Annotated in this window: 16 protein-coding genes and 1 tRNA gene; 9 read left to right on the forward strand and 8 right to left on the reverse strand. The window is 73.8% G+C overall.

The window, feature by feature from the left end:
* Window positions 1-43: 43 nt before the first annotated feature.
* Complete coding sequence (locus ABT048_RS15590) at window positions 44-1018, reverse strand: LysR family transcriptional regulator (RefSeq protein WP_350521894.1); 975 nt, start codon at window positions 1016-1018, stop codon at window positions 44-46.
* 269 nt (window positions 1019-1287) lie between these two features.
* On the opposite strand from ABT048_RS15590, the gene snpA (ABT048_RS15595) reads away from it, so the two are divergent.
* The 4 genes from snpA (ABT048_RS15595) to ABT048_RS15610 all read left to right on the forward strand — a co-directional run bounded on the left by snpA (ABT048_RS15595) (window position 1288) and on the right by ABT048_RS15610 (window position 6009).
* Window positions 1288-1947: a snapalysin gene (gene snpA, locus ABT048_RS15595; RefSeq protein WP_350521895.1), complete on the forward strand. Its 660-nt coding sequence runs from the start codon at window positions 1288-1290 to the stop codon at window positions 1945-1947.
* 302 nt (window positions 1948-2249) lie between these two features.
* Window positions 2250-2873, forward strand: a complete 624-nt coding sequence (snpA, locus tag ABT048_RS15600) for a snapalysin (protein ID WP_350521896.1) — start codon at window positions 2250-2252, stop codon at window positions 2871-2873.
* A gap of 182 nt (window positions 2874-3055) precedes the next feature.
* Entirely contained in the window at window positions 3056-3715 is a 660-nt protein-coding gene (locus tag ABT048_RS15605) for a pentapeptide repeat-containing protein (protein ID WP_350521897.1), read from the forward strand.
* A 212-nt stretch (window positions 3716-3927) separates the two neighbouring features.
* Window positions 3928-6009: a phosphocholine-specific phospholipase C gene (locus ABT048_RS15610; protein WP_350521898.1), complete on the forward strand. Its 2082-nt coding sequence runs from the start codon at window positions 3928-3930 to the stop codon at window positions 6007-6009.
* Between the two features lie 63 nt (window positions 6010-6072).
* On the opposite strand, the gene ABT048_RS15615 is transcribed toward ABT048_RS15610, so the two are convergent.
* Both ABT048_RS15615 and ABT048_RS15620 read right to left on the reverse strand, forming a co-directional pair.
* Entirely contained in the window at window positions 6073-6717 is a 645-nt protein-coding gene (locus ABT048_RS15615; RefSeq protein ID WP_350521899.1) for a dihydrofolate reductase family protein, read from the reverse strand.
* A 122-nt stretch (window positions 6718-6839) separates the two neighbouring features.
* The gene (locus ABT048_RS15620; RefSeq protein ID WP_350521900.1) at window positions 6840-7646 is read right to left on the reverse strand and encodes a phosphoribosyl-dephospho-CoA transferase MdcG domain-containing protein; all 807 of its coding nucleotides are present in this window, start codon (window positions 7644-7646) and stop codon (window positions 6840-6842) included.
* Window positions 7647-7840: 194 nt separating this feature from the next.
* On the opposite strand from ABT048_RS15620, the gene ABT048_RS15625 reads away from it, so the two are divergent.
* Window positions 7841-8071 carry a hypothetical protein gene (locus ABT048_RS15625; protein ID WP_350521901.1) on the forward strand — a complete coding sequence of 77 codons (231 nt, stop codon included), beginning with the start codon at window positions 7841-7843 and terminating at the stop codon, window positions 8069-8071.
* 82 nt (window positions 8072-8153) lie between these two features.
* Here ABT048_RS15625 and ABT048_RS15630 read toward each other — a convergent pair whose 3' ends face one another.
* A complete protein-coding gene (locus ABT048_RS15630; protein WP_350521902.1) occupies window positions 8154-11363 on the reverse strand; it encodes a S41 family peptidase in 3210 nt (1069 codons plus the stop codon).
* A 213-nt stretch (window positions 11364-11576) separates the two neighbouring features.
* Here ABT048_RS15630 and ABT048_RS15635 point away from each other — a divergent pair, with 213 nt between their 5' ends.
* Window positions 11577-13232: a chitinase gene (locus ABT048_RS15635; protein WP_350521903.1), complete on the forward strand. Its 1656-nt coding sequence runs from the start codon at window positions 11577-11579 to the stop codon at window positions 13230-13232.
* Window positions 13233-13343: 111 nt separating this feature from the next.
* Window positions 13344-14531 (forward strand): MFS transporter, encoded by a 1188-nt coding sequence (locus tag ABT048_RS15640; protein WP_350521904.1) that lies wholly within the window; start codon window positions 13344-13346, stop codon window positions 14529-14531.
* A 74-nt stretch (window positions 14532-14605) separates the two neighbouring features.
* On the opposite strand, the gene ABT048_RS15645 is transcribed toward ABT048_RS15640, so the two are convergent.
* The 4 genes from ABT048_RS15645 to ABT048_RS15660 form a co-directional block, all read right to left on the reverse strand.
* Entirely contained in the window at window positions 14606-15241 is a 636-nt protein-coding gene (locus ABT048_RS15645) for a DJ-1/PfpI family protein (RefSeq protein ID WP_350521905.1), read from the reverse strand.
* Window positions 15241-16212, reverse strand: a complete 972-nt coding sequence (locus ABT048_RS15650) for a GlxA family transcriptional regulator (protein ID WP_350521906.1) — start codon at window positions 16210-16212, stop codon at window positions 15241-15243. The genes ABT048_RS15645 and ABT048_RS15650 overlap by 1 nt, the downstream gene beginning before the upstream one ends.
* Window positions 16213-16362: 150 nt before the next feature.
* A tRNA-Lys gene (locus ABT048_RS15655) sits at window positions 16363-16436 on the reverse strand.
* A 66-nt stretch (window positions 16437-16502) separates the two neighbouring features.
* Window positions 16503-17411: an NADP-dependent oxidoreductase gene (locus ABT048_RS15660; protein ID WP_350521907.1), complete on the reverse strand. Its 909-nt coding sequence runs from the start codon at window positions 17409-17411 to the stop codon at window positions 16503-16505.
* Between the two features lie 169 nt (window positions 17412-17580).
* Here ABT048_RS15660 and ABT048_RS15665 point away from each other — a divergent pair, with 169 nt between their 5' ends.
* Both ABT048_RS15665 and pgi read left to right on the forward strand, forming a co-directional pair.
* Window positions 17581-19164, forward strand: a complete 1584-nt coding sequence (locus tag ABT048_RS15665; RefSeq protein WP_350521908.1) for a Na+/H+ antiporter — start codon at window positions 17581-17583, stop codon at window positions 19162-19164.
* Between the two features lie 199 nt (window positions 19165-19363).
* Window positions 19364-21025 carry a glucose-6-phosphate isomerase gene (pgi, locus tag ABT048_RS15670; protein WP_350521909.1) on the forward strand — a complete coding sequence of 554 codons (1662 nt, stop codon included), beginning with the start codon at window positions 19364-19366 and terminating at the stop codon, window positions 21023-21025.
* Window positions 21026-21167: the final 142 nt, after the last annotated feature.

Raw genomic sequence — 21167 nt, forward strand, 5'->3', positions numbered from 1 at the left:
CGGCCCGGACCCGGGGGCGTCCCGGCTCCGCCGCGGGCGTGTCCTAGCTCCGCCCCAGCAGGACGGGTTCGTGCCGCGACAGCCAGGCCAGGTAGGCCGGGTTGACCTTGGCCAGGTCCAGGTAGGCGGCGCGCAGTTCGCCGTACAGCGCGTCCAGCGCGGGCGGGCTCAGCGCGCGCGGACGCCAGGTGAACAGCAGCCGGACGGCCAACGGGTCCCCGTGCACCGGGCGGACGACCGTGCCGGGCCCCGGTGGGGAGGTCGGCTGACAGGGGCGGACGGCCTCGCCGGAGGCGACCAGCTCGGCGGCGGTGGCGTTGTCCCGCACCTGCAGCACGCGGGGGTTGAGCCCGGCCCCGCTGAACACCCGGCGCATCGCCGCGTACTCGTGGTCGGCGGTCGGGTCGACCATCCAGGTGTCCTCGGCGAGGTCGGTGAGGCGGACGACCTGGCGGGCCGCGGCCGGGTGCCCCGCGGCGAGCTCGACGTACTGCGGCTCGCGCGCCATCAGCACCCGCTGCTCGGCGTCCGGCGGCACCCGCAGTGGGAAGCCCTCGCTCTCGTGCACGAAGGCCACGTCCAGCTGGTCGGCGGCGACCATCCGCAGCAGCGCGCTGGCCGAGACGTCGACGTGGATCGTGGTGTCGGTGTCCGGCAGCCGCTCGTGCACCCGGCGCAGCCAGGCCGCGACCGCGCGGCTGCCGACGCTGCCGATGCGCAGTCGCCGGTGCCGGCCGGACCCCGTCGCGTCGCGGGCCTCCTGGCGGGCGGCGGCCACCAGCGCGGCCATCTCGGTGATCACCGGCCTGGCCCGGGAGAGCACCGAGTGGCCGAGCGGGGTGGGCCTGCTGCCGGTCTGCTCGCGGGTGAACAGGGTTCCGCCGATGGCCCGTTCGATGCGGTGCAGCTGGGTGGTGAGGGAGGGCTGGGTCATGCCGAGCTGGAGCGCGGCCTTGCGGAGGCTGCCGCTGTCGGCGATCGCGCACAGCACCCGGAGGTGTCTCACGTCGAGCTCCACGTTCCGGAGCATAGACGCCTCCGCGCCAGATCGCCAAGGACATGACAGGCAGTCAAAGGTGCCTCGACGGAACGTGTGACGGGGCCCTGCCGGTATGCGGCGGTGCTATCGCCGGTTGACATCATCCGCGCCGGGCCCGGGCTGTCCGAAGCTCGGGGGCAGCAACCCGCCGCGGCCACCGCCCCGGCGGTCCCCCACCGCGCGCCGCCGCCGTGCCCGGCCCCCACCGGTCCCGGCGGGGCGGCGCGCCGCGAACCCGGAGCCCCCACATGAAGCGATCCGTGCTGTCCGCCGCCCTGGGCCTCGCCCTCGCGGCCGGCCTCGCGACCCTGCCCGCCGCCGCCGTCGCCGCGTCGGCCGCACCCGCTGCCCCGGCCGTCCAGGGCTACACCCCGGCCACGTACGCCGGTTCGGCCGCGGAGGCCGCGAACAACCGGGCCTTCTTCCGGGCCGTGGTGGCCTCGGTCGAGGCCAAGCGGGCCGCGAACCCCTGGCTGCGGACCGTCACCGTCACCTACGACACCGCCAACGCGCCCTCCTTCGCCGACCAGATAGCCGGCGCCGCACGGATCTGGAACGGCTCGGTGCGCAACGTGCAGCTCCAGGAGACCGGCGGCAACGGCGACTTCTCCTACTACGAGGGCAGCGACAGCCGGGGCTCCTACGCCAGCACCGACGGCCACGGCCACGGCTACGTCTTCCTCGACTACCAGCAGAACCAGGAGTACGACTCGCTGCGGGTGACCGCCCACGAGACCGGGCACGTGCTCGGCCTGCCCGACGACTACTCCGGCCCGTGCAGCGAGCTGATGTCGGGCGGCGGCCCCGGCCCGTCCTGCACCAACCCCTACCCCGACGGCAACGAGCGCAGCCAGGTCGACGACCTCTGGGCGAACGGTCTTGCGGCGGCGAACAAGGCGGCCCGGTAGGGGAGTTCGGGCGCGGCGGGCCGCTCGGCCGGAATCAAGCGGCCCGCCGCTCCGGGTACTTCCCCGCCTCGGAGCCTAGCCGCCACCGGAACGGAATGCCAGGGGCACGGTTGGGTCAAGACGAGGGAAAGACGGCTCAAATCGGCCGTGCCCCAGGGGTATTGCACCGAGCTATCGCGGGTTGACATCATCCGCGCGCCCGCCGGGCTGTCCGAAGCTCTGGGGACATCACCCGTTGACCAGGTGTCCCCCAGGGCCGGCCCCCAACCGGCCACGACACCACAGGAACCGGAGACCCCCACATGAAGCGATCCGTGCTGTCCGCCACCCTCGGCCTGGCCCTCGCGGCCGGCCTCGCCGTGCTGCCCGCCACCGCCGCGGCCGCCGCCCCGGCCGCCCCGGCCACGCAGGGCTACACCGCCTCGACGTACGCCGGTTCGGCCGCCGAGGCCGCGGACAACCAGGCCTTCTTCCAGGCCGTGATGGCCTCCGCGAAGGCCAAGCAGGCCGCCAACCCGGGCCTGGCGACCGTCGTGGTGACCTACGACGCCAGCTCGGCCCCGTCCTTCCGCAACCAGATATCCCAGGCCGCGCAGATCTGGAACAGCTCGGTCAGCAACGTCCAGCTGCGGTCCGGCTCGGCCGCCGACTTCCGCTACTACGAGGGCAACGACAGCCGGGGCTCCTACGCCAGCACCGACGGGCACGGGCGCGGCTACGTCTTCCTCGACTACCAGCAGAACCGGCAGTACAACTCGGTGCGGGTGACCGCCCACGAGACCGGGCACGTGCTCGGCCTGCCGGACCACTACTCCGGCCCGTGCAGCGAGCTGATGTCGGGCGGCGGCCCCGGCACCTCCTGCACCAACCCCTACCCGAACAGCACCGAGCGCAGCCGCGTCAACTCCCTCTGGGCGCGCGGCTGATCCACCGGACACCCCCGGGCCGGCCGCACACCGCTGCGGCCGGCCCGGGGCGTCGCGCGTCCCGCTGCCGCCGCTGCCACTGACGGCGGCGGTGGCCGCGGTGGCGTGTGGCGGCGGGACTGTCGGTGCCGCGTGCGAGCATGCGGGCGAGACCCCTCCGCCCCCGATCGCAAGGTGCCGCCATGACCCGCTCCGTCCCCGACCGGCTCGACGACCTCCCGTACGCCGAACTGCTGCGCCCGCACACCGGGCCGCTGCGCAGCGACGAGCGGTACGACACCGTGCACTTCGACGGCGGCGAGCACACCGACGAGTCGGTCGCCGGGGCGGCCTTCCTGGAATGCGCCTTCACCGGCGTCGCGCTCAGCGGGGTCAAGCTGCGCCAGGCCCGGTTCAACGAGGTCTGGGTGCAGGCCGGCCGCTGGGTGGCCTGCGACCTCAGCGACTCCGAGTGGCAGGACAGCTCGTTCGTCGGCGGCGTGCTGGCCGGGGTCGCCGGGTACGGTTCGGCGCTGCGCCGGGTGGTCTTCCGAGGCTGCAAGCTGGAGGCGGTCAACCTGCGGTCGGCCGTGCTGCGGGACGTCGTCTTCGAGGACTGCCTGCTGCGCGACGTGGACTTCGGCGAGGCGAAGCTGACCTCGGTGTCCTTCCCCGGCTCGACGCTGGAGGAGGTCCGGCTGCGCGGGGCGACGCTGAGCAAGACCGACCTGCGCGGGGCCGTCCGGCTCGGGCTGGCCGACGGGCACCAGGGGCTGCGGGGCGCGGTGATCAGCTCCACCCAGCTGCTGGAGCTGGCGCCGCAGTTCGCCCAGGCGCTGGGGATCGACGTCAAGGACCGCTGACCACCCCGGTTCCTCCGCACCGACTCGGCTCCCCGTTCGTCCGGGCGTCGCTCGGTGACGCCGGGACGAACGCCGGTGACCCTTCGACGAACAGTCCGCCAACCCTGGTGCACGCATCTGGTGGCCCGCTTCCCGCGCGGTGGAGACTTCTCCGCGATCGATGAGCCCGACTTGTGTACACAACATCGCCAGTGAAGGGACGGGCTGGGCTGATGGCCGAGCTGAGTCGTAGGAAGTTCGTCACGCTGTCCGGCGCCGCCGCGGCCGGTCTCGCCGTGGCGGGTACCGGCGCCGCGGGCGCCGCCCCGGGTGCCGCGGGCAGCGCCCCCGCCTCCGCCGCCGCGCTCGCCGCGACCGGCACCATCACCGACGCGCAGCACGTGGTGATCCTGATGCAGGAGAACCGCAGCTTCGACCACTACTTCGGCACGCTGCGCGGGGTGCGCGGCTTCGCCGACCGCAGCGCGATCCAGATCGCCGGCGGCTACAGCGTCTTCAACCAGCCCAACGGCCTGCTCTCCCGCCAGTACCCGTGGCAGTTCAGCCAGACCAAGCCGGCCGGCGGCGCCGACCCCGAGCGCCTCGCCCAGTGCAACGGCGACCTCAGCCACGGCTGGAGCGACCAGCACAAGGCGTGGAACGGCGGCAAGATGGACTCCTGGGTCGCCGCCAAGGGCAACGTCCGCACGCTCGGCTTCCTGACCCGCCAGGACATCCCGTTCCACTACGCCCTGGCCGAGAACTGGACCGTCTGCGACGCGTACCACTGCTCGGTGCTCAGCGCGACCGGCCCCAACCGCACCTTCCACTGGTCCGGCCAGATCGACCCGTCCGGCGCCGCGGGCGGCCCGGCCTATGACGGCGGCGACGAGAAGGGCCTGCGCTGGCAGACCTACGCCGAGGCCCTCGAAGCCGCCGGGGTGAGCTGGAAGGTCTACCAGAACGCCGCCGACAACTACGGCGACAACGCGTTGGCCTACTTCAGCCAGTTCTCCGGCGCCCCGGCCGGCAGCGCCCTCGCGACCAAGGGCATGGGCTCGGTGCCCAAGGTCACCGGGAAGACCCCGGACGACATCGCCGCCGCGATCAAGGCCGACGTGCTGGCCGGCACCCTGCCGCAGGTCTCCTGGATCGTCCCCGACCAGGCCTCCTCCGAGCACCCGTACGCCACCCCGGCCGACGGCGCGCACTTCGTCCACATGGTGATCGACGCGCTCAACGCGGACCCGAACGTCTCCGACTCCACCATCCTGTTCATCAACTACGACGAGAACGACGGCTTCTTCGACCACGTCCCGCCGCCGGTCGCCCCGTCCGGCACCCCGGGCGAGTTCTACAGCGGCACCAACATCGGCCTCGGCTTCCGCGTCCCGCTGATCGCGATCTCGCCCTGGACCCGTGGCGGCTGGGTCAACTCCGAGACCTTCGACCACACCTCGGTGCTGCGCTTCCTGGAGGTCTGGACGGCCGCCCTCGGGACCCCGGCGAACTGCGTCAACATCAGCGACTGGCGCCGCCGCGTCTGCGGCGACCTCACGAGCGTGTTCGACTTCGCCAACCCGGTGTACGGCCTGCCGGCGCTGCCCGACACCTCGCAGACCATCGGCCTGTCCGCCTGCGGCCCGCTGCCCAACCCGGCCCCGGTGAACAACCAGCTGCCGCTGCAGGAGTCCGGCACCCGCCCGGCCCGCGCCCTGCCGTACCAGCCGAACGCCAACCTGGACCACCTGGAGTTCGGCTCGGGCGGGGTGATGAAGGTCTGGATCGCGATGGAGAACACCGGCACCGCGGCGTCCAAGTCCGCGCACTTCGCCGCGTACGCCAACGCCTACCGCAGCGGCGGCCCCTGGCAGTACACGGTGGACCCGGGCGGCCGGACCAGCGACTTCTTCAACTGCGGCACCAACTTCGGCGGCGGCCCCTACGACCTCACGGTGGTCGGCCCCAACCGCTTCCTGCGCCGCTTCAAGGGCGACGCCACCAAGGCGGGCAAGAACGCGGCGGTCACCGCCTCGTACGCGGTCGAACCGGGCACCGGCAAGCTCGCGGTCTACTTCAAGCTGGCCAACAGCGGCAGCACGCCGATGACCTTCACCATCGCCCCCAACAACTACCGGACGGACGGCCCCTGGACGTACCAGGTCCCGGCCGGCGGCAACGTCAGCGACTACTTCAACGCCGTCGCCTACACCAACGGCTGGTACGACTTCACCGTCACGGTGGACGCCGACGCCAGTTGGTCGCAGCGCTTCACCGGCCACCTGGAGACCGGCGCGGCCAGCATCAGCGGCTGACGGGCGCTCCCCGCGCACGGCACACGGGCCCCACCACCCGCCGTCGGGTGGTGGGGCCCCGCGTCACCTCCGCCAGAACAGGTGGTGCGTGACGCCGCTCGGGCTGGGCACCACCTCCAGGTGGAACCGGTCGAGCAGCTCGTCGGGGGACTCCCAGAGCTTCAGGCCGGACCCGAGCTCCACCGGTGAGACCGCCACGTGCAGGGTGTCGACGAGGTCGGCCGCGAGGAACTGCCGGATCGTGGTGACGCCGCCGCCGAGCCGGACGTCCTTGCCCCCCGCCGCCGCCCGCGCCCGTTCGAGGACCGCGGCCGGGTCGCCGTCGACGAAGTGGAACGCGGTGTCGGAGAGCGTGATCGACGGCCGCCCGTGGTGGGTCATGACGAACACCGGAGTGCGGAACGGGGGCTCGTCGCCCCACCAGCCGCGCCACTCGTGGTCCTGCCAGGGCCCGCGCTGCGGCCCGAACTTGTTGCGGCCCATGATCTCGGCACCGATGCCGCGTGCGAAGTCCCGGGTGAAGTAGTCGTCGAGGCCCCGGCTCCCCCCGGGATCCGTGCGCATCGGCCAGCTCGCGGTGGCTCCGGCCCAGGCGAACAGCCTCTCGGGGTGGTCGAGGCCGAACGGCTGCTCCAGGCTCTGATGCTCACCGGCGCCGATGCCGTCACGGGAGACGTTGAAGTTCATCACTCTGAGCAGTTGGTCCACGGGTGTCCTCGCCAGGTCCGGTCGCGTCCTCGTGCGGCGGGGCGCCGCACGCCGTGTCGTCGGAGCGGACGCGGCCGTCTTGACACCGGGCCGCGACTTTTTTCCGGCTCTTCCGGAGCGGGTCAGGCGTACGGGCCCCGGGGGAACCACGGGTCGTGGACCTCCCGGGGCCCGTACGGCGTCAGCAGGGTGAGGGTGTGCACGCCCGCCGCGTACTCGGCCAGCTGCACCGATCCGTGCCGGGTCTCCAGCTCGGCCTGCACGGGCACCGGCAGCTTGGTGAGCGCCCGCCGCAGCTGCAGCGCGTCGCGCCGGCTGATCGGCTGCGGGGAGCGCAGCACCAGCCGGAGCGGGCTCAACGGGCCGGACACCGGCACCCCGCTGCCCAGTTCGTAGCCGACCGCGCCGATCGGGCCCCAGGGCATCCGGTGGTCCGCCACCAGCCGGCCGACCTCCGGCAGCAGCGCCAGCGCCGGGATCCCGGTGAGCCGTTCGGGGGACAGCCGCTCGCGCCGCTCGGCCAGCTGCTCGGGCCGCAGCGTCCGGGCCACTGCCGCCCAGGGCGCCAGTGCGTCCAGCCGCTGCCCGTGGCGCGGGCCGCGCACGGTGACCGGGAACCAGAGTTCGGGCGCGGCCTCGGGGTCCCGGGTGCAGCGCTGCGGGTGCGGCAGGTCCGCCGGGTCGCCGACCACGGCCGGTGCCCGGCCGACCGTCACCCAGGGGTGCGCCCGCAGCACCGCGCGCGCCCAGTCCGGCAGTTCGCCGCCCGCGAGGGGCCGCAGCGAGCTGGGGCACTGCATCAGCAACAGGTCGTGCGCGCCGGGCAGTCGCCCGTCCAGCGCGGCCAGCGGGCCGACCCGCCGGCGCGGTCCGTCGTGCGGGTCCTCGGCGGGGCGCCGGGCGTGGCTTCCGGAATGTACGACGGTCACAGCGGGCTCCAGACGGTGGCGTCAGTTCGGCCGACGGCTCCACCCTCCGCCCGGCGCGCACCGCCCCGCTACGGCCGTTGGGCGCGTTCACCAGGGACCAAGGGCTCAACCGGGGCCCGAGGTGCGTCGGCCCGGTCACGGTGTGAGAGTGGGGGCAGCCCGGTAGTCCGACGTTCCCCTCCGGAGGAGGAGTCATGGGCATCTTCGACAGGTTGTTCCACCGGCCGCCGCACCACGAGGCCACCGGCGAGGGCGCCGCCCAGCGGGCCGCCCTCGCCCACGACGAGGCCGCGGACGCGTTCGGTGACGACGTCGAGCGGAGCAGGGACACGCAGGAGCGGATGGCCCAGGAACGGATCTCCCAGGAGGAGGCCGACCGGCGCGCCGCCGAGAACATGACGGCCGAAGGCGACCCCTGGGACTGAGACCGCCCGCCGGTCACCGCCCCCGCCGGTCACTGCCCCCGCCGGCCACCGCCCACGTGCCAAGCACTGCCGCCCCCGCTGGTCACCGCTCCCGCGGTGGCAGCGGCGGGCGCCGCAGGTCCGGCCGGGCCGTGGACTCCGGCGGGGGCACCGCTGCGGGCGCGTCCTCCAGCAGGTCCAGGGCCAGCTGGACGGCGGTGACCAGCTCGGGGTGGCGCCCCCGGGCCCAGTCCCGCGGGGTGCGCAGCACGTGCACGTCCGGTTCGACGCCGCGGTTCTCCACCGACCAGCCGAGGCCGCCGTCGAACCAGGAGGCGTTCTTCGGCACCGAGATCTGCGTGCCGTCGCCGAGGGTGTGCCGCCCGGACATCCCGACCACGCCGCCCCAGGTGCGGTTGCCGATCACCGGGCCGAGCCCGAGCAGCTTGATCGCCGCGATGATGACGTCCCCGTCCGAGCTGGTCGCCTCGTCCGCGAGGGCCACCAGCGGGCCGCGCAGGGCGTGCCGCGGCCACCGGACCGGTTGACGGTCCCGGGTGAAGTCCCAGGCCAGGACGTGTCGGGTGAGCTTCTCCAGGACCAGTTCGGAGACGTTGCCGCCGGCGTTGCCGCGGACGTCCAGCACCAGCGCGGGCTTGTCCAGTTCGCGCCGCAGGTCCCGGTTGAACTGCGCCCAGCCGGAGCCGCCGAGGTCCGGGATGTGCAGGTAGCCGCACCGCCCGTCGCTGAACTCCCGTACCAGGGAACGGCGTTTGGCCACCCAGTCCTGGTAGCGGATGGGCCGTTCGTCGGTCAGCGGGGTGACCGCGATCCGCCGCACCGGGCCGTCCGGGCCGCTGCGCAGTGCCAGTTCCACGGTGGTGCCGCCGGTGCCGGCCAGCAGCGGGAGCGGTCCGCGTACCGGGTCCAGCGGGCGTCCGCCGATCGAGAGCAGTTCGTCGCCGTCGCGCACGCCCTGGGCGGCCAGTGGGGCGCGGGCGCGCGGGTCGGAGGACTCGCCGGGCAGCACTCGGTCGACCAGCCAGCGCCCGTCGGGGGTGCGGTGGGCGTTGGCGCCGAGCAGGCCGAGCGGCTGCTGGCCGAGCGAGGGCCCCTCGGCGCGCCTCGACGGGGTGACGTAGGCGTGCGAGGTGCCCAGTTCGCCGAGGAGTTCGCGCAGCAGGTCGGCGAAGTCGTCGGGTGAGCAGACGCGGTCCAGCAGCGGCTCGTACTGGGCGACCAGCGCGGGCCAGTCCAGGCCGGACATCCGCTCGTCCCAGAACTGGTCCCGGACGATCCGGGCGGCCTCGTGGTAGGCCTGGCGCCATTCGGCGGCCGGGTGCACGGTGTGGGTGATCCGGCGCAGGTCGACGGCGGTGCCGGCGGAGGGGGCGGTGACCGGGATGACCCGCAGCGTTCCGGCCGAGTAGACGGCGATCGAGCCGCCGTCGCCGGAGACCGCGTAGCCGTCGAGCTTGTCCGCCAACGTGCTGCGGCTGCCCCGGGCCAGGTCGAAGTACTCCAGCGAGGGGCGGCCCGAGGTGTCCTCCGGGCTGGCGAAGGTCTGCCCGAGGGTGCCGGCGATCGGCCAGCGCAGCCAGACCAGGCCGCCCCGCACCGCGTCGGTGGCCGAGTACTTGGAGGCGATCACCGGGAACTGCAGCAGCCGGTCGCCGATGCCCGCGGGCTCGACCCGGACGGTGCCGTCGCCGCCGCCGTCCCCGCGCGGGGCGCCGTCCTCGACCGGTGCCGAGAACGGCGAGGGCGTGTCGGCGGTGAGCGGGACGAGGTACGGGCGGCAGCCGACCGGGAAGGAGAGGTCGCCGGTGTGCACGTCGTGGACCGGGTCGAAGCCGCGCCAGGAGAGGAAGGCCAGGTAGCGGCCGTCCCGGGTGAACACCGGCTGCTCGTCCTCGAAGCGGCCGTCGGTGACCTCGGTGACGGGGGCGGGCGCCTCGGTGCGGGTGAGCCGGATCCGGCGCAGCGAGCGCCCGGCGACCGGTTGGGACCAGGTGATCCAGTGCGAGTCGGGGGAGAAGCGGGCGCTGGAGACCGGCCCGTACTCGGAGGCGGCCAGCTCGCGCACCTCGCCGTCGGCGGCGGAGACCAGCAGCAGCCGCCCGTCCGAGGCGACGGCGGCGAGGCGGCTGCCGTCGGGGGAGGCGGTGAGCTCCAGGACGCGGCCGAGCCGGCCGGAGGCGAGGATCCGGTGGCGGTGCTTCTCCGCGCCCTCGTGCCCGGGCAGCGGCATCACCTCGATCGCGTCGGCGCCCTTCGCGTCGGTGACCCAGGCCGCCTCGCCGGTGTGCCCGAGCACCACCGGCAGCCGGGTCCGCACCCCCGGGGTGTCGGCGAGTGCGCGGGCCGGGCCGTCCTTGTGGGTGAGCCAGTACTGGCTGCCGCGCACGGTGATCACCCCGGCCCGGCCGGTCTGGTCGCAGGCGAGGTCCTTGACCTGGGAGGCGGCGCCGACCTGGTACGGGCGGCGGCCGGCCCGGGCGCCGCCGAGCGGGACGTGCAGCCGGCGCGGGGCGGGGGCGTCCAGGTCGTCCAGCAGCCAGAGGTCGCCGGCGTGCTGGTAGACGATGCGGGTGCCGTCGGTGGCGGCCTCGCGGGCGTAGTAGGAGGCGTGGTCGGTGTGCCGGCGCAGGTCGGTGCCGTCCGGGCGGCAGGAGTAGAGGTTGCCGATGCCCTCGTGGTCGGAGAGGAAGGCCACCCGCCCGGCGACCGGCATCGGGGCGGCGAGGTGCCCGGTGTGGGCGGGCAGGATCTGCTCGCCGTCCGCCCAGAGCCGGCCGACGGCGCCGCCCCGGTAGCGCTTCCAGGCGGCCGGGTCGTGCGGGGCGGCGCCGGTGAGCAGGACGGTCCGCGCGCGGCTCATCTGGGCGTCGCCGACCGGGCCCCAGGGCATCCGGCGGCCTGGGGAGCCGTCCGGCGGCAGGGCGTGGGCCCAGGTGTAGTGCCCGAAGGGCTCGTGGAAGGAGGTGACGGCGAGCACCTCGCCGTCCGGCAGCCAGCCGCGCACCCGGGTGTCCTGGCTGCCCCAGAAGCTGAGCCGGCGGGACTCGCCGCCGTCGACGGGTGCGGTCCACACCTCGGGGGTGAGGCTCAGCCAGCTGGTCCAGGCGAGGGTGGTGCCGTCGGGGGAGAAGCGGGGGTGGCTGACCCGGGTGCGGTCGCAGGTGACCCGCCAGGCCCGGCCGGTGACGGCGCCGTCGGTGTCCAGCGGGGCGATCCAGACGTCGTCCTCGGCGGTGAAGGTGAGCAGGCCGCCGTGCAGGTGGGGGTGGCGGAGGTAGCCGGGCGGGGTCACCCCTCCATCCTTCGACGGGGTGTCACACCCGGCAACCGGAAGGGGACCGGGGAAGGCGTCGAGACCGGTCTGGACCATTGACAGGGCATCGGCGGATCCACTTCAGTGGTCTAGTCCAACTAGGGTGCCAGGCCGGGCCGCTCCCCCCACTGGCGCGTGCTCCGGCGTGCCCTCGGACGTCCCCCACGACCGCGCCATCGCAGGAGCACCCGCATGCGCAGAACCCTGAGAAACGGCCTCGCCGCCGGCACCGCCTCCGCCGTCGCCGCAGCCACCCTGGTCGGCGTCACCCTGGGCCTGGCGCCCACCGCCTCGGCCGGCGAGTTCCTGGTCAACGGCGGTTTCGAGTCCGGCTCGCTCGGCCCCTGGAGCTGCTCCGGCGGCACCGGCAGCGTCGTCTCCGGCCCGGTGCACGGCGGCAGCCGCGCGCTCGCCGGCGTGGCCACGGCCGGCGACACCGCCCAGTGCAGCCAGACCGTCACCGTCACCCCCGGCACCACCTACACGCTCAGCGCGTACGTCAACGGCTCGTACGTCTACCTGGGCGTCGACGGCGGCGGCCCCAGCACCTGGACGCCCGGCACCGGCGGCTCGTACCAGAAGCTCAGCCTCAGCTTCACCGCCGGTGCCACCCAGACCAGCGCCACCGTCTACACCCACGGCTGGTACGGCCAGGGCACCTACTACGCGGACGACGTGTCGCTCGACGGCCCGGGCGCCCCCAGCCCGACGCCGACCCCGACACCGACCGCGACCGCCTCGCCGACCGCGACGCCGACGGGCACGCCGACCGGTACCCCCACGGGCACGCCCACCGGTACCCCCACGGGCACGCCGACCAGCCCGCCCGCCGGCAGCCACGCCCTGGTCGGCTACCTGCACGCCGGCTTCGCCAACGGTGCCGGCTACACCCGGATGGCGGACGTCCCGAACTCCTGGGACTTCATCGACCTCTCCTTCGGCGAGCCCACCTCCGTCACCTCCGGCGACATCCGGTTCAACCGCTGCCCGGTCACCGAGTGCCCGACCGTCGAGTCCGACGCCGACTTCAAGGCCGCCATCGCCGCCAAGCGCGCCCAGGGCAAGAAGGTGCTGATCTCGATCGGCGGCCAGAACGGCCAGGTCCAGCTGACCACCGCCGCCGCCCGGGACACCTTCGTCAGCTCGGTCTCGGCGATCATCGACAAGTGGGGCCTGGACGGCCTGGACATCGACTTCGAGGGCCACTCGCTCTCCCTCAACACCGGCGACACCGACTTCAGGAACCCGACCACCCCGGTCATCGTCAACCTGATCTCCGCGCTGAGGACCCTGAAGGCCAAGTACGGCCCCGGCTTCGTGCTGACCATGGCGCCGGAGACCTTCTTCGTCCAACTCGGCTACCAGTACTACGGATCCGGGCCCTGGGGCGGCCAGGACCCGCGGGCCGGGGCGTACCTGCCGGTCATCCACGCGCTGCGCGACGACCTCACCCTGCTGCAGGTCCAGGACTACAACTCGGGCTCCGTCATGGGTCTGGACAACCAGTACCACTCCATGGGCGGCGCCGACTTCCACGTCGCGATGACCGACATGCTGCTCAAGGGCTTCCCGGTGGCGGGCAACGCGAACAACGTGTTCCCGCCGCTGCCCGCCTCAAAGGTCGCCATCGGCATGCCGGCCACCACCAACGCGGGCAACGGCTACGTCGCCCCCGCCGAGGTGGACAAGGCGCTGGACTGCCTCACCAGGCTCGCCAACTGCGGCCCGTACGTGCCGCGTTCGGGTGCCCAGCCGAACCTGCGCGGGCTGATGACCTGGTCGATCAACTGGGACCGGTTCGGCGGCGGGGAGTTCTCCAGGAACTTCGACGGCTACTTCGGCCGCTGATCCGAGGGCCACGGTCGGCCGCTGACCCGAGGGCCGCGGTCGGCCGCTGACCCGAGGGCCGCGGGACCGTGCTTGAACCTGACACCCGTGTGAGGTTCGAGCATGGTCCCCATGGCGACCACACAGCTCCCGGCTCCCGCACCCCACCGGCCCTTCCCGCTCCCCTCCCTGCTCGCCCTGGCCACCGCCGTCTTCGTCACCGCGCTCACCGAGACCCTGCCCGCCGGGGTGCTGCCCGGCATGGGGGAGTCCCTCGGCGTCGGCGAGTCGGCGGCCGGGCAGACCGTCACCGTGTACGCGATCGGCTCCGCCGTCACCGCGATCCCGCTGACCGCGGCCACCGCCGGCTCCGGCCGCAAGCGGCTGCTGCTCACCGCGATGGGCGGCTTCGCCCTGGCCAACACGGTGACCGCGGTCTCCGGCAGCTACCCGCTCACCCTGGCCGCCCGCTTCCTCGCGGGCGTCGCGGCCGGCCTCGCCTGGGCGGTGCTGGCCGGGTACGCCCGCCGGCTGGTGCCGGTCGGGCAGCAGGGCCGGGCGATGGCCGTCGCGATGGCGGGTGTGCCGGTGGCGCTGTCGCTCGGAGTGCCGATCGGCACCTTCGTCGGCCGGATATCCGCCTGGTGGGTGCCGTTCCTGGCCATGACGGCACTGGCGGTGGGCGTGGTCGGCTGGATCGCGGCGCTGCTGCCCGACCAGCCCGGACAGCCGGACGGTGAGCGTGCGCCCGTCCGGCGCGCGCTCACCGTGCCCGGCGTGGCGCCGGTGCTCACCGTCACGGTGCTCTTCGTGCTCGCGCACACCGTCCTGTTCACCTACATCGCGCCCCTCCTCGACCGGGCCGGCCTCGGCGGCGCCACCGGCACCGTGCTGCTGGTCTTCGGGCTGGCCTCGCTGGCGAGCATCTGGCTCACCGGTGCCCACATCCACCGCCGGCTGCGGCAGTTGACGATCGGCGGCGCGCTGCTGGTCGCGGTGACGGCGGGCGTCCTCGCGGTGCGGTCCGGCAGCGCGCCGGCGGTGTACCTCGCGGCGCTGCTCTGGGGCCTGGGCTGGGGCGGCGCCCCGACCCTGCTGCAGACCGCCCTCGGCGACGCGGGAGGGGAGCACGCGGACGCCGCCCAGTCCGTGCTGGTGACCCTCTGGAACGTCGCGATGGCGGCCGGCGGGGTGGTCGGCGGCGTCGTCCTGGGCGCACTCGGCACCGCCGCCCTGGCCTGGACGGTCCTCGCGCTGATGCTCCCCGTCCTCGCCGTGGTCGTCGGCGCCCGCCGCCACGCCTTCCCGCCGGTCCGGTAGGCCCCCGGCGGCGCCCCACAGACGCGGGTTCGAGGACGGACCCCAGCGAGGACGGACCCCAGCGAGGACGGACCCTAACGGAGCAGCAGCCGGTTCGACAGCAGCTCGGCCACCAGCTCGGGCGGGGCCGAGGCCGTCGAGCCCATCGCGTACGGCGGCTGCGGGTCGTACTCGATGACCAGCTGGATCGCCTCCGCCGCCCGGTCGCCGGCCAGCCGGCCGGTCAGGGTCAGTGCCAGGTCGATCCCGGCGGAGACGCCGGCCGCGGTCGCGTACTTGCCGTCGACCACGACCCGCTCCGTCCCGGTCGGCTCCGCACCGAAGCGCGGCAGCTGGTCCAGGCAGCACCAGTGCGAGGTGGCCCGGCGCCCCTCCAGCAGCCCGGCGGCGGCCAGGATCAGCGAGCCCGAGCAGACCGAGGTGGTCCAGGTGGTGGTCGCGTCCACGGCGCGCACCCACTCCAGCACGGCGGGATCGGTCAGCCGGGCCTCGGTTCCGGGCCCGCCGGGCACGAGCAGCACGTCGGCCGAGTCCACCTCGTCCAGTGCGGCGTCGGCGGTGAGCGCCAGGCTCTGCATGTCGGTGCGCACCGGCCCGCGCCGGGCGGCGGTGAACACCACCTCGGAGCCGGGGATCCGGGACAGCACCTCGTACGGGCCGACCGCGTCCAGCGCGGTGAAGTCGTCGTACAGCAGGATGGCGGTGCGCATCAGTGTCCTCCGTGGTGACTCGGGTGGAAGCGGCGTCGGTACTCGGCGGGCGGGGCGGCCAGCACCCGGACGAAGGCGCGCCGCATCGCCTCCGGGGTGCCGTAACCGCAGCGGCGGGCGATCTCCTCGATGCCGTCGTCGGTGTCCTCCAGTCGGCGCCGGGCGGCCTCCAGCCGGACGCCGTCCACGTACCGGCCCGGGGTCACCCCGACCTCGGCGGTGAAGGCGCGGGCGAAGTGCCGCGGCGACAGCGCCGAGCGGCGGGCCAGCGCGTCGACCGACAGGTCGGCCTCCGGGTGCTCGGCGATCCAGCGCTGGACCTCGCGCAGCGGCTGCCGGGCCGCCACCTGGGCGGCCAGCTGGGTACTGAACTGGGCCTGGTTGCCCGGGCGGCGCAGGAAGACCACCAGGTGACGGGCGATCAGCAGCGCCGTCTCCCGCCCGAGGTCCTCCTCGACCAGGGCGAGCGCCAGGTCGATCCCGGCGGTGACGCCGGCCGAGGTGGCGATGCGCCCGTCCCGGACGTGGATCGGGTCCGGGTCCACCTCGACGTCCGGGAAGCGCCGGGCGAGTTCCTCGCAGTACGCCCAGTGCGTGGTCGCCCGGCGCCCGGCCAGCAGTCCGGCCTCGGCGAGCAGGAAGGCCCCGGTGCACACCGACACCACCCGTTCGGCCCGTCCGGCCAGCTCCCGGATCCGCGCCACCAGTGCGCCGTCCGGGTGCTCGGCGCCCGTCCCGCCGGGGACCAGCAGGGTGTGCACCGGCCCGACCTCGGCGAGGTCCGCGTCCGGCAGCAGCCGTAGCCCGCCGGTGCTGCGCACCGGCTGCCCGCCCGGCGAGGCGGTGAGCACCCGGTACGCGCCCGGCTGCCCGGAGGCGGCGCCGGCGCCCGTGAACACCTCCACGGGGCCGGTCACGTCGAGGCTCTGCACGCCCTCGTAGAGGAGGACCAGCACACTGCGCGCTCTCATGCGGCCAGCCTGTCAGCGGGCCGTGGTGGCAGCAATGACCTGATTCCCACCTTTCCTGCCACCGCTCGCGGGGCCCGGGCCCGGAAACGGACCCGGACCCGGAAACGCCGGAAGGCCCTCCGCTTTCGCGAAGGGCCTTCCGGCTGTCTGTGCGCCGCCAGGGACTCGAACCCCGGACCCGCTGATTAAGAGTCAGCTGCTCTAACCAACTGAGCTAGCGGCGCTTGCTGACGTGGAGAACATTACCTGGTCAGCGGCCGAAACACACAATCGGCCCGGACGGCCCCCGCTCAGGCGGTCAGCACCACCTTGCCCCGGACGTGGCCGGTGCCGACCAGCCGGTGGGCCTCGGCGGCCTTCTCCAGCGGGAGCGCCTCGGCGATCTCCAGCCGCAGCCCGCCCGCCTCCCACAGCCGGACCAGTTCGGCCAGCCGGGCGGCCGTGCGCTTGGTGCGCAGCGGCCGGACGCCCAGCCGCCCGGCGCCCTCGAAGTCGACCACCGTCCCGATCCGGTCCCGGTCGGCGACCAGCTCGACCGAGGCCTCCAGCGCGCCCCGTCCGGCGGCGTCGAAGGCGGCGGTCACCCCCTGCGGCGCGACCGCCCGGACCCGCTCGACCAGCCCCTCGCCGTACGCGACCGGGATCGCGCCCAGCTCGCGCAGGTACCCGTGGTTGCGCTCGCTCGCGGTGCCGACCACGGTGGCGCCCCAGGTGCGGGCCAGCTGGACGGCCACCGTGCCGACCCCGCCCGAGGCGCCGTGCACCAGGACGGTGTCGCCGGGGCCGACCCCGAGCAGGGTGAGCGCCGTGTGCGCGGTCTGACCGGAGGCGGAGAGGGAGCCGGCCTGCTCCCAGGGCATCCCCGCGGGCTTGGCCACCAGCTGGTCGGCGGCCACCGTGACCAGTTCGGCGTGGCTGTCCAGCAGCCGGAACCCCAGCACCTCGTCGCCGACCCGCCAGTCCCCGCTGTCGGGCCCCAGCCGGTCCACCACCCCGGCGAACTCGTTGCCGAGGACGAACGGCGGTTCGACCGTCAGCCCCGGCGGCCGGAAGCCCTCCCGGACCGCCAGGTCCACCGGCTGCACCCCGGCCGCGTACACCCGCACCCGCACCTCGCCCGGGCCCGGCTCCGGATCGGGCACCACCCGGACCCGCAGGACCTCCGGACCGCCGGACTCCGTGACGACGACCGCCTTCATGTCTGCTCCCGCCCCTCGACCGTTCGACCGCTCTCGCCGACCGGTCCCGATCCTTCAACCTGAAGCGTGCTTGAGGTCAAGCCGTCGTCCGGTGTGTCTTCACGGATGGGCGCATTGTCAGATTTATCCTGGCGGCGCTCAGCCGTCCGCCGTCGAGAGGAACCTTCCCGTGGGCCAGCTGCCCCTGTTCTTCCTGGTGCTGCTCGCCTCCGTGGTCACCATGCCGCTCGGACGCAGGACGGGCGTGCCGCAGCCGGTCCTGATGACGCTGCTCGGCATCGTCATGGCGCTCGTCCCGCAGATCCCGGACGTCACCATCGAGCCCGAGCTGATCCTCCCGCTGGTCCTGCCGCCGCTGATCTTCGCCGTCGCCCGGCGCTCCTCGGTGCGCTACTTCAAGGCCAACATCCGCTCGATCCTGCTGCTGGCCGTCGCCCTGGTGGTGGTCACCACCGCCGTGGTGGCCAGTACGGTCCACTGGCTGCTGCCCGCCCTGCCGATCGCCGCCGCGATCGCGGTCGGCGCGCTGGTCTCCCCGCCCGACCCGGTCGCCGCCGTCGCGGTGGCCGGCAGCGTCGGCCTGCCCCGCCGCCTGGTGTCGATCCTGGAGAGCGAAGGCCTGTTCAACGACGTCACCGCGATCGTCATCTACTCGCTGGCCATCGAGGCCGTGGTCAGCGGCGACTTCTCGGTCGGCCACGCGGTGCTGCGCTTCGTCCTGTCCGCGGTGCTGGCCGTGGTCGTCGGCGTCGCGCTCGGCTGGATCAACGCCAAGCTCGCCGAGCGCCTGGACGACCCGACCCAGCAGGTCGCGCTCAACCTGCTGGTCCCGTTCGCCGCCTACACCATCGCCGAGGAGATCCACGGCTCCGGCGTGCTCGCCGTCGTGGTCTGCGCGCTCTACCTCGCCGAGCGGGCCTCCGACGCCGACGCCGTCTCCTACCGGCTGGTCGGCAACGCCTTCTGGGAGGTGGTCGAGATCCTGATCACCGGCGTCGCCTTCGGGCTGATCGGCCTGGAGCTGGCCACCGTGCTCAAGGAGGCGGGCCGCGGCTGGACCGGCTTCATCGGCGACGCCGCCGTGGTGATCGCGGTCGTCGTGGTGGTCCGGCTGCTGTGGCTGCTGCCGGCCGGCTGGGTGTCCCGGCGGGTGCGCAGCGGCGACGACGAGGACACCCCGTTCAGCTGGAAGGAGAGCGTGGTCCTCTGGTGGTCCGGCATGCGCGGCGTGGCCACCGTCGCGCTGGCGCTCGCCATCCCGCTCACCCTGCACTCCGGCGCGGACTTCCCCGAGCGCGGACGGCTCGTCTTCATCGCCTTCAGCGTGGTGCTCTTCACCCTGCTGGTGCAGGGTCTGACCCTGCCCTGGGTGGCCAAGCGGCTCCGGCTGGACATCGACCAGGACAAGCACGAGCAGGCCGTCCGTCAGCTCTGGTGGCGGGCCGCCAAGGCCGGGCTCACCCGGCTCGGCGAACTGGAGGAGCAGGACCGGCTGCCCGCCGAGGTCGCCGACCGGCTGCGGGACCGTCAGCACGACCGGCTGGCCCGGCTCTGCCCGGAGAACTACGCCGAGGAGGAGGCCGCCGAGGCCAAGCTGCGCCTGTCCCAGTGGCGGGCCGCCCGGGAGGTCGAGCAGGAGATGATCGCCGCGTCCCGCCGCGAGATGCTCGTCGCCCGCAGCGAGCTGGGTGCCGACCCGGAGCTGGTCGACCAGGTGCTGCGCGGGCTCGACCTGCGCTCGGAACGGAAGTGACGGCGGGCCGGGCCGCTCCGAGGTGACGGGTTGTCCGCCGCCGGGCGGAATGTGCGCGACCGCCCCCGAGGTTGCATAGGCTGAGCCCGGGCAGGCCGTCAACGGAGTCGGCGCACCACCAGTACCCGCACGACCTCGCGAAGAACCCTCACGCCTGGCCCTGCCGGTTTCTGCACCCAGATGAATCGAGGACCCACCGATGTCGGAGACCCGCGCCGACGCCCGCACCCCGCTGGACCGCACCCCGCAGTGGGGCGCCCTGGCCAAGCACCGGGCCGAACTGGGCGACACCCACCTGCGCGAGCTGTTCGCCGCCGACCCGGAGCGCGGCCGCCGCCTCACCCTGCAGGTCGGCGACCTGCACGTGGACTACGCCAAGCACCTGGTCACCGACGAGACGCTGGAGCTGCTGCGCGACCTCGCCGCGGCCACCGGCGTCGCCGAGCTGCGGGACGCGATGTTCCGCGGCGAGAAGATCAACAACACCGAGCACCGCGCCGTCCTGCACACCGCCCTGCGCGCCCCGCGCGGCGCCGTGATCGAGGTCGACGGCGAGAACGTGGTGCCCACCGTGCACGCCGTCCTCGACAAGATGGCCGCCTTCGCCGAGCGGGTCCGCAGCGGCGAGTGGAAGGGCTTCACCGGCAAGCCGATCCGCGCCGTCGTCAACATCGGCATCGGCGGCTCCGACCTCGGCCCGGCGATGGCCTACGAGGTGCTCCGCTCGTACACCGAGCGCGACCTCGACGTCCGCTTCGTCTCCAACGTGGACGGCGCCGACCTGCACGAGGCCGTCCGCGACCTCGACCCGGCCGAGACGCTGTTCATCGTCGCCTCGAAGACCTTCACCACCATCGAGACCATCACCAACGCGGTCTCCGCCCGCGACTGGCTGCTCGGCGGCCTGGGCGGCGACCCCGCGGCGGTGGCCAAGCACTTCGTCGCGCTGTCCACCAACGCCCAGGGCGTGCAGGACTTCGGCATCGACACCGCCAACATGTTCGAGTTCTGGGACTGGGTCGGCGGCCGCTACTCCTACGACTCGGCGATCGGCCTCTCGCTGATGATCGCCATCGGACCGGACGCCTTCCGCGAGATGCTGGACGGCTTCCACCTGGTCGACGAGCACTTCCGCACCGCCCCGGCGGAGCAGAACGTCCCGCTGCTGCTCGGCCTGCTGGGCGTCTGGTACGGCGCGTTCTTCGACGCCCAGGCGCACGCGGTGCTGCCGTACTCGCACTACCTGTCCAAGTTCACCGCCTACCTGCAGCAGCTGGACATGGAGTCCAACGGCAAGTCGGTGACCCGCGACGGCACCCCGGTGGACTGGCAGACCGGCCCGGTGGTCTGGGGCACCCCCGGCACCAACGGCCAGCACGCCTACTACCAGCTGCTGCACCAGGGCACCAAGGTGATCCCGGCCGACTTCATCGGCTTCGCGAAGCCGGTCGCCGACCTGCTCCCGGGCCTGGTCGCCCAGCACGACCTGCTGCTGGCCAACTTCTTCGCCCAGACCCAGGCGCTGGCCTTCGGCAAGACCCCCGAGGAGGTCGCGGCCGAGGGCGTGCCCGCCGAACTCGTCCCGCACAAGACCTTCAAGGGCAACCACCCGACCACCACGATCCTGGCCGGCGAACTGACCCCGTCGGTGCTCGGCCAGCTGGTCGCGCTGTACGAGCACAAGGTGTTCGTCCAGGGCGCGATCTGGAACATCGACTCCTTCGACCAGTGGGGCGTCGAGCTGGGCAAGGTGCTCGCCAAGCGGATCGAGCCGGTGCTGCTCACCGGTGAGGGCGCCGAGCAGCTCGACAGCTCCACGGCCGAGCTGGTCGCCCGCTACCGCTCGCTGCGCGGCCGCTGAGCCCCGGCCGGGCCGTCCGCTCCGGCGGGCTGCCCGGCCGACCTGCTTCCCGGGGCCCCGGAAACGGCAACGGAACCGGTAACGGGCCCGGAACCGGCAACGGGCCCGGAAACGCCGGAAGGCCCTTCGCTTTCGCGAAGGG

The sequence above is a fragment of the Kitasatospora sp. NPDC096140 genome (assembly GCF_040303045.1).
In the GTDB taxonomy this organism is placed as follows: domain Bacteria; phylum Actinomycetota; class Actinomycetes; order Streptomycetales; family Streptomycetaceae; genus Kitasatospora.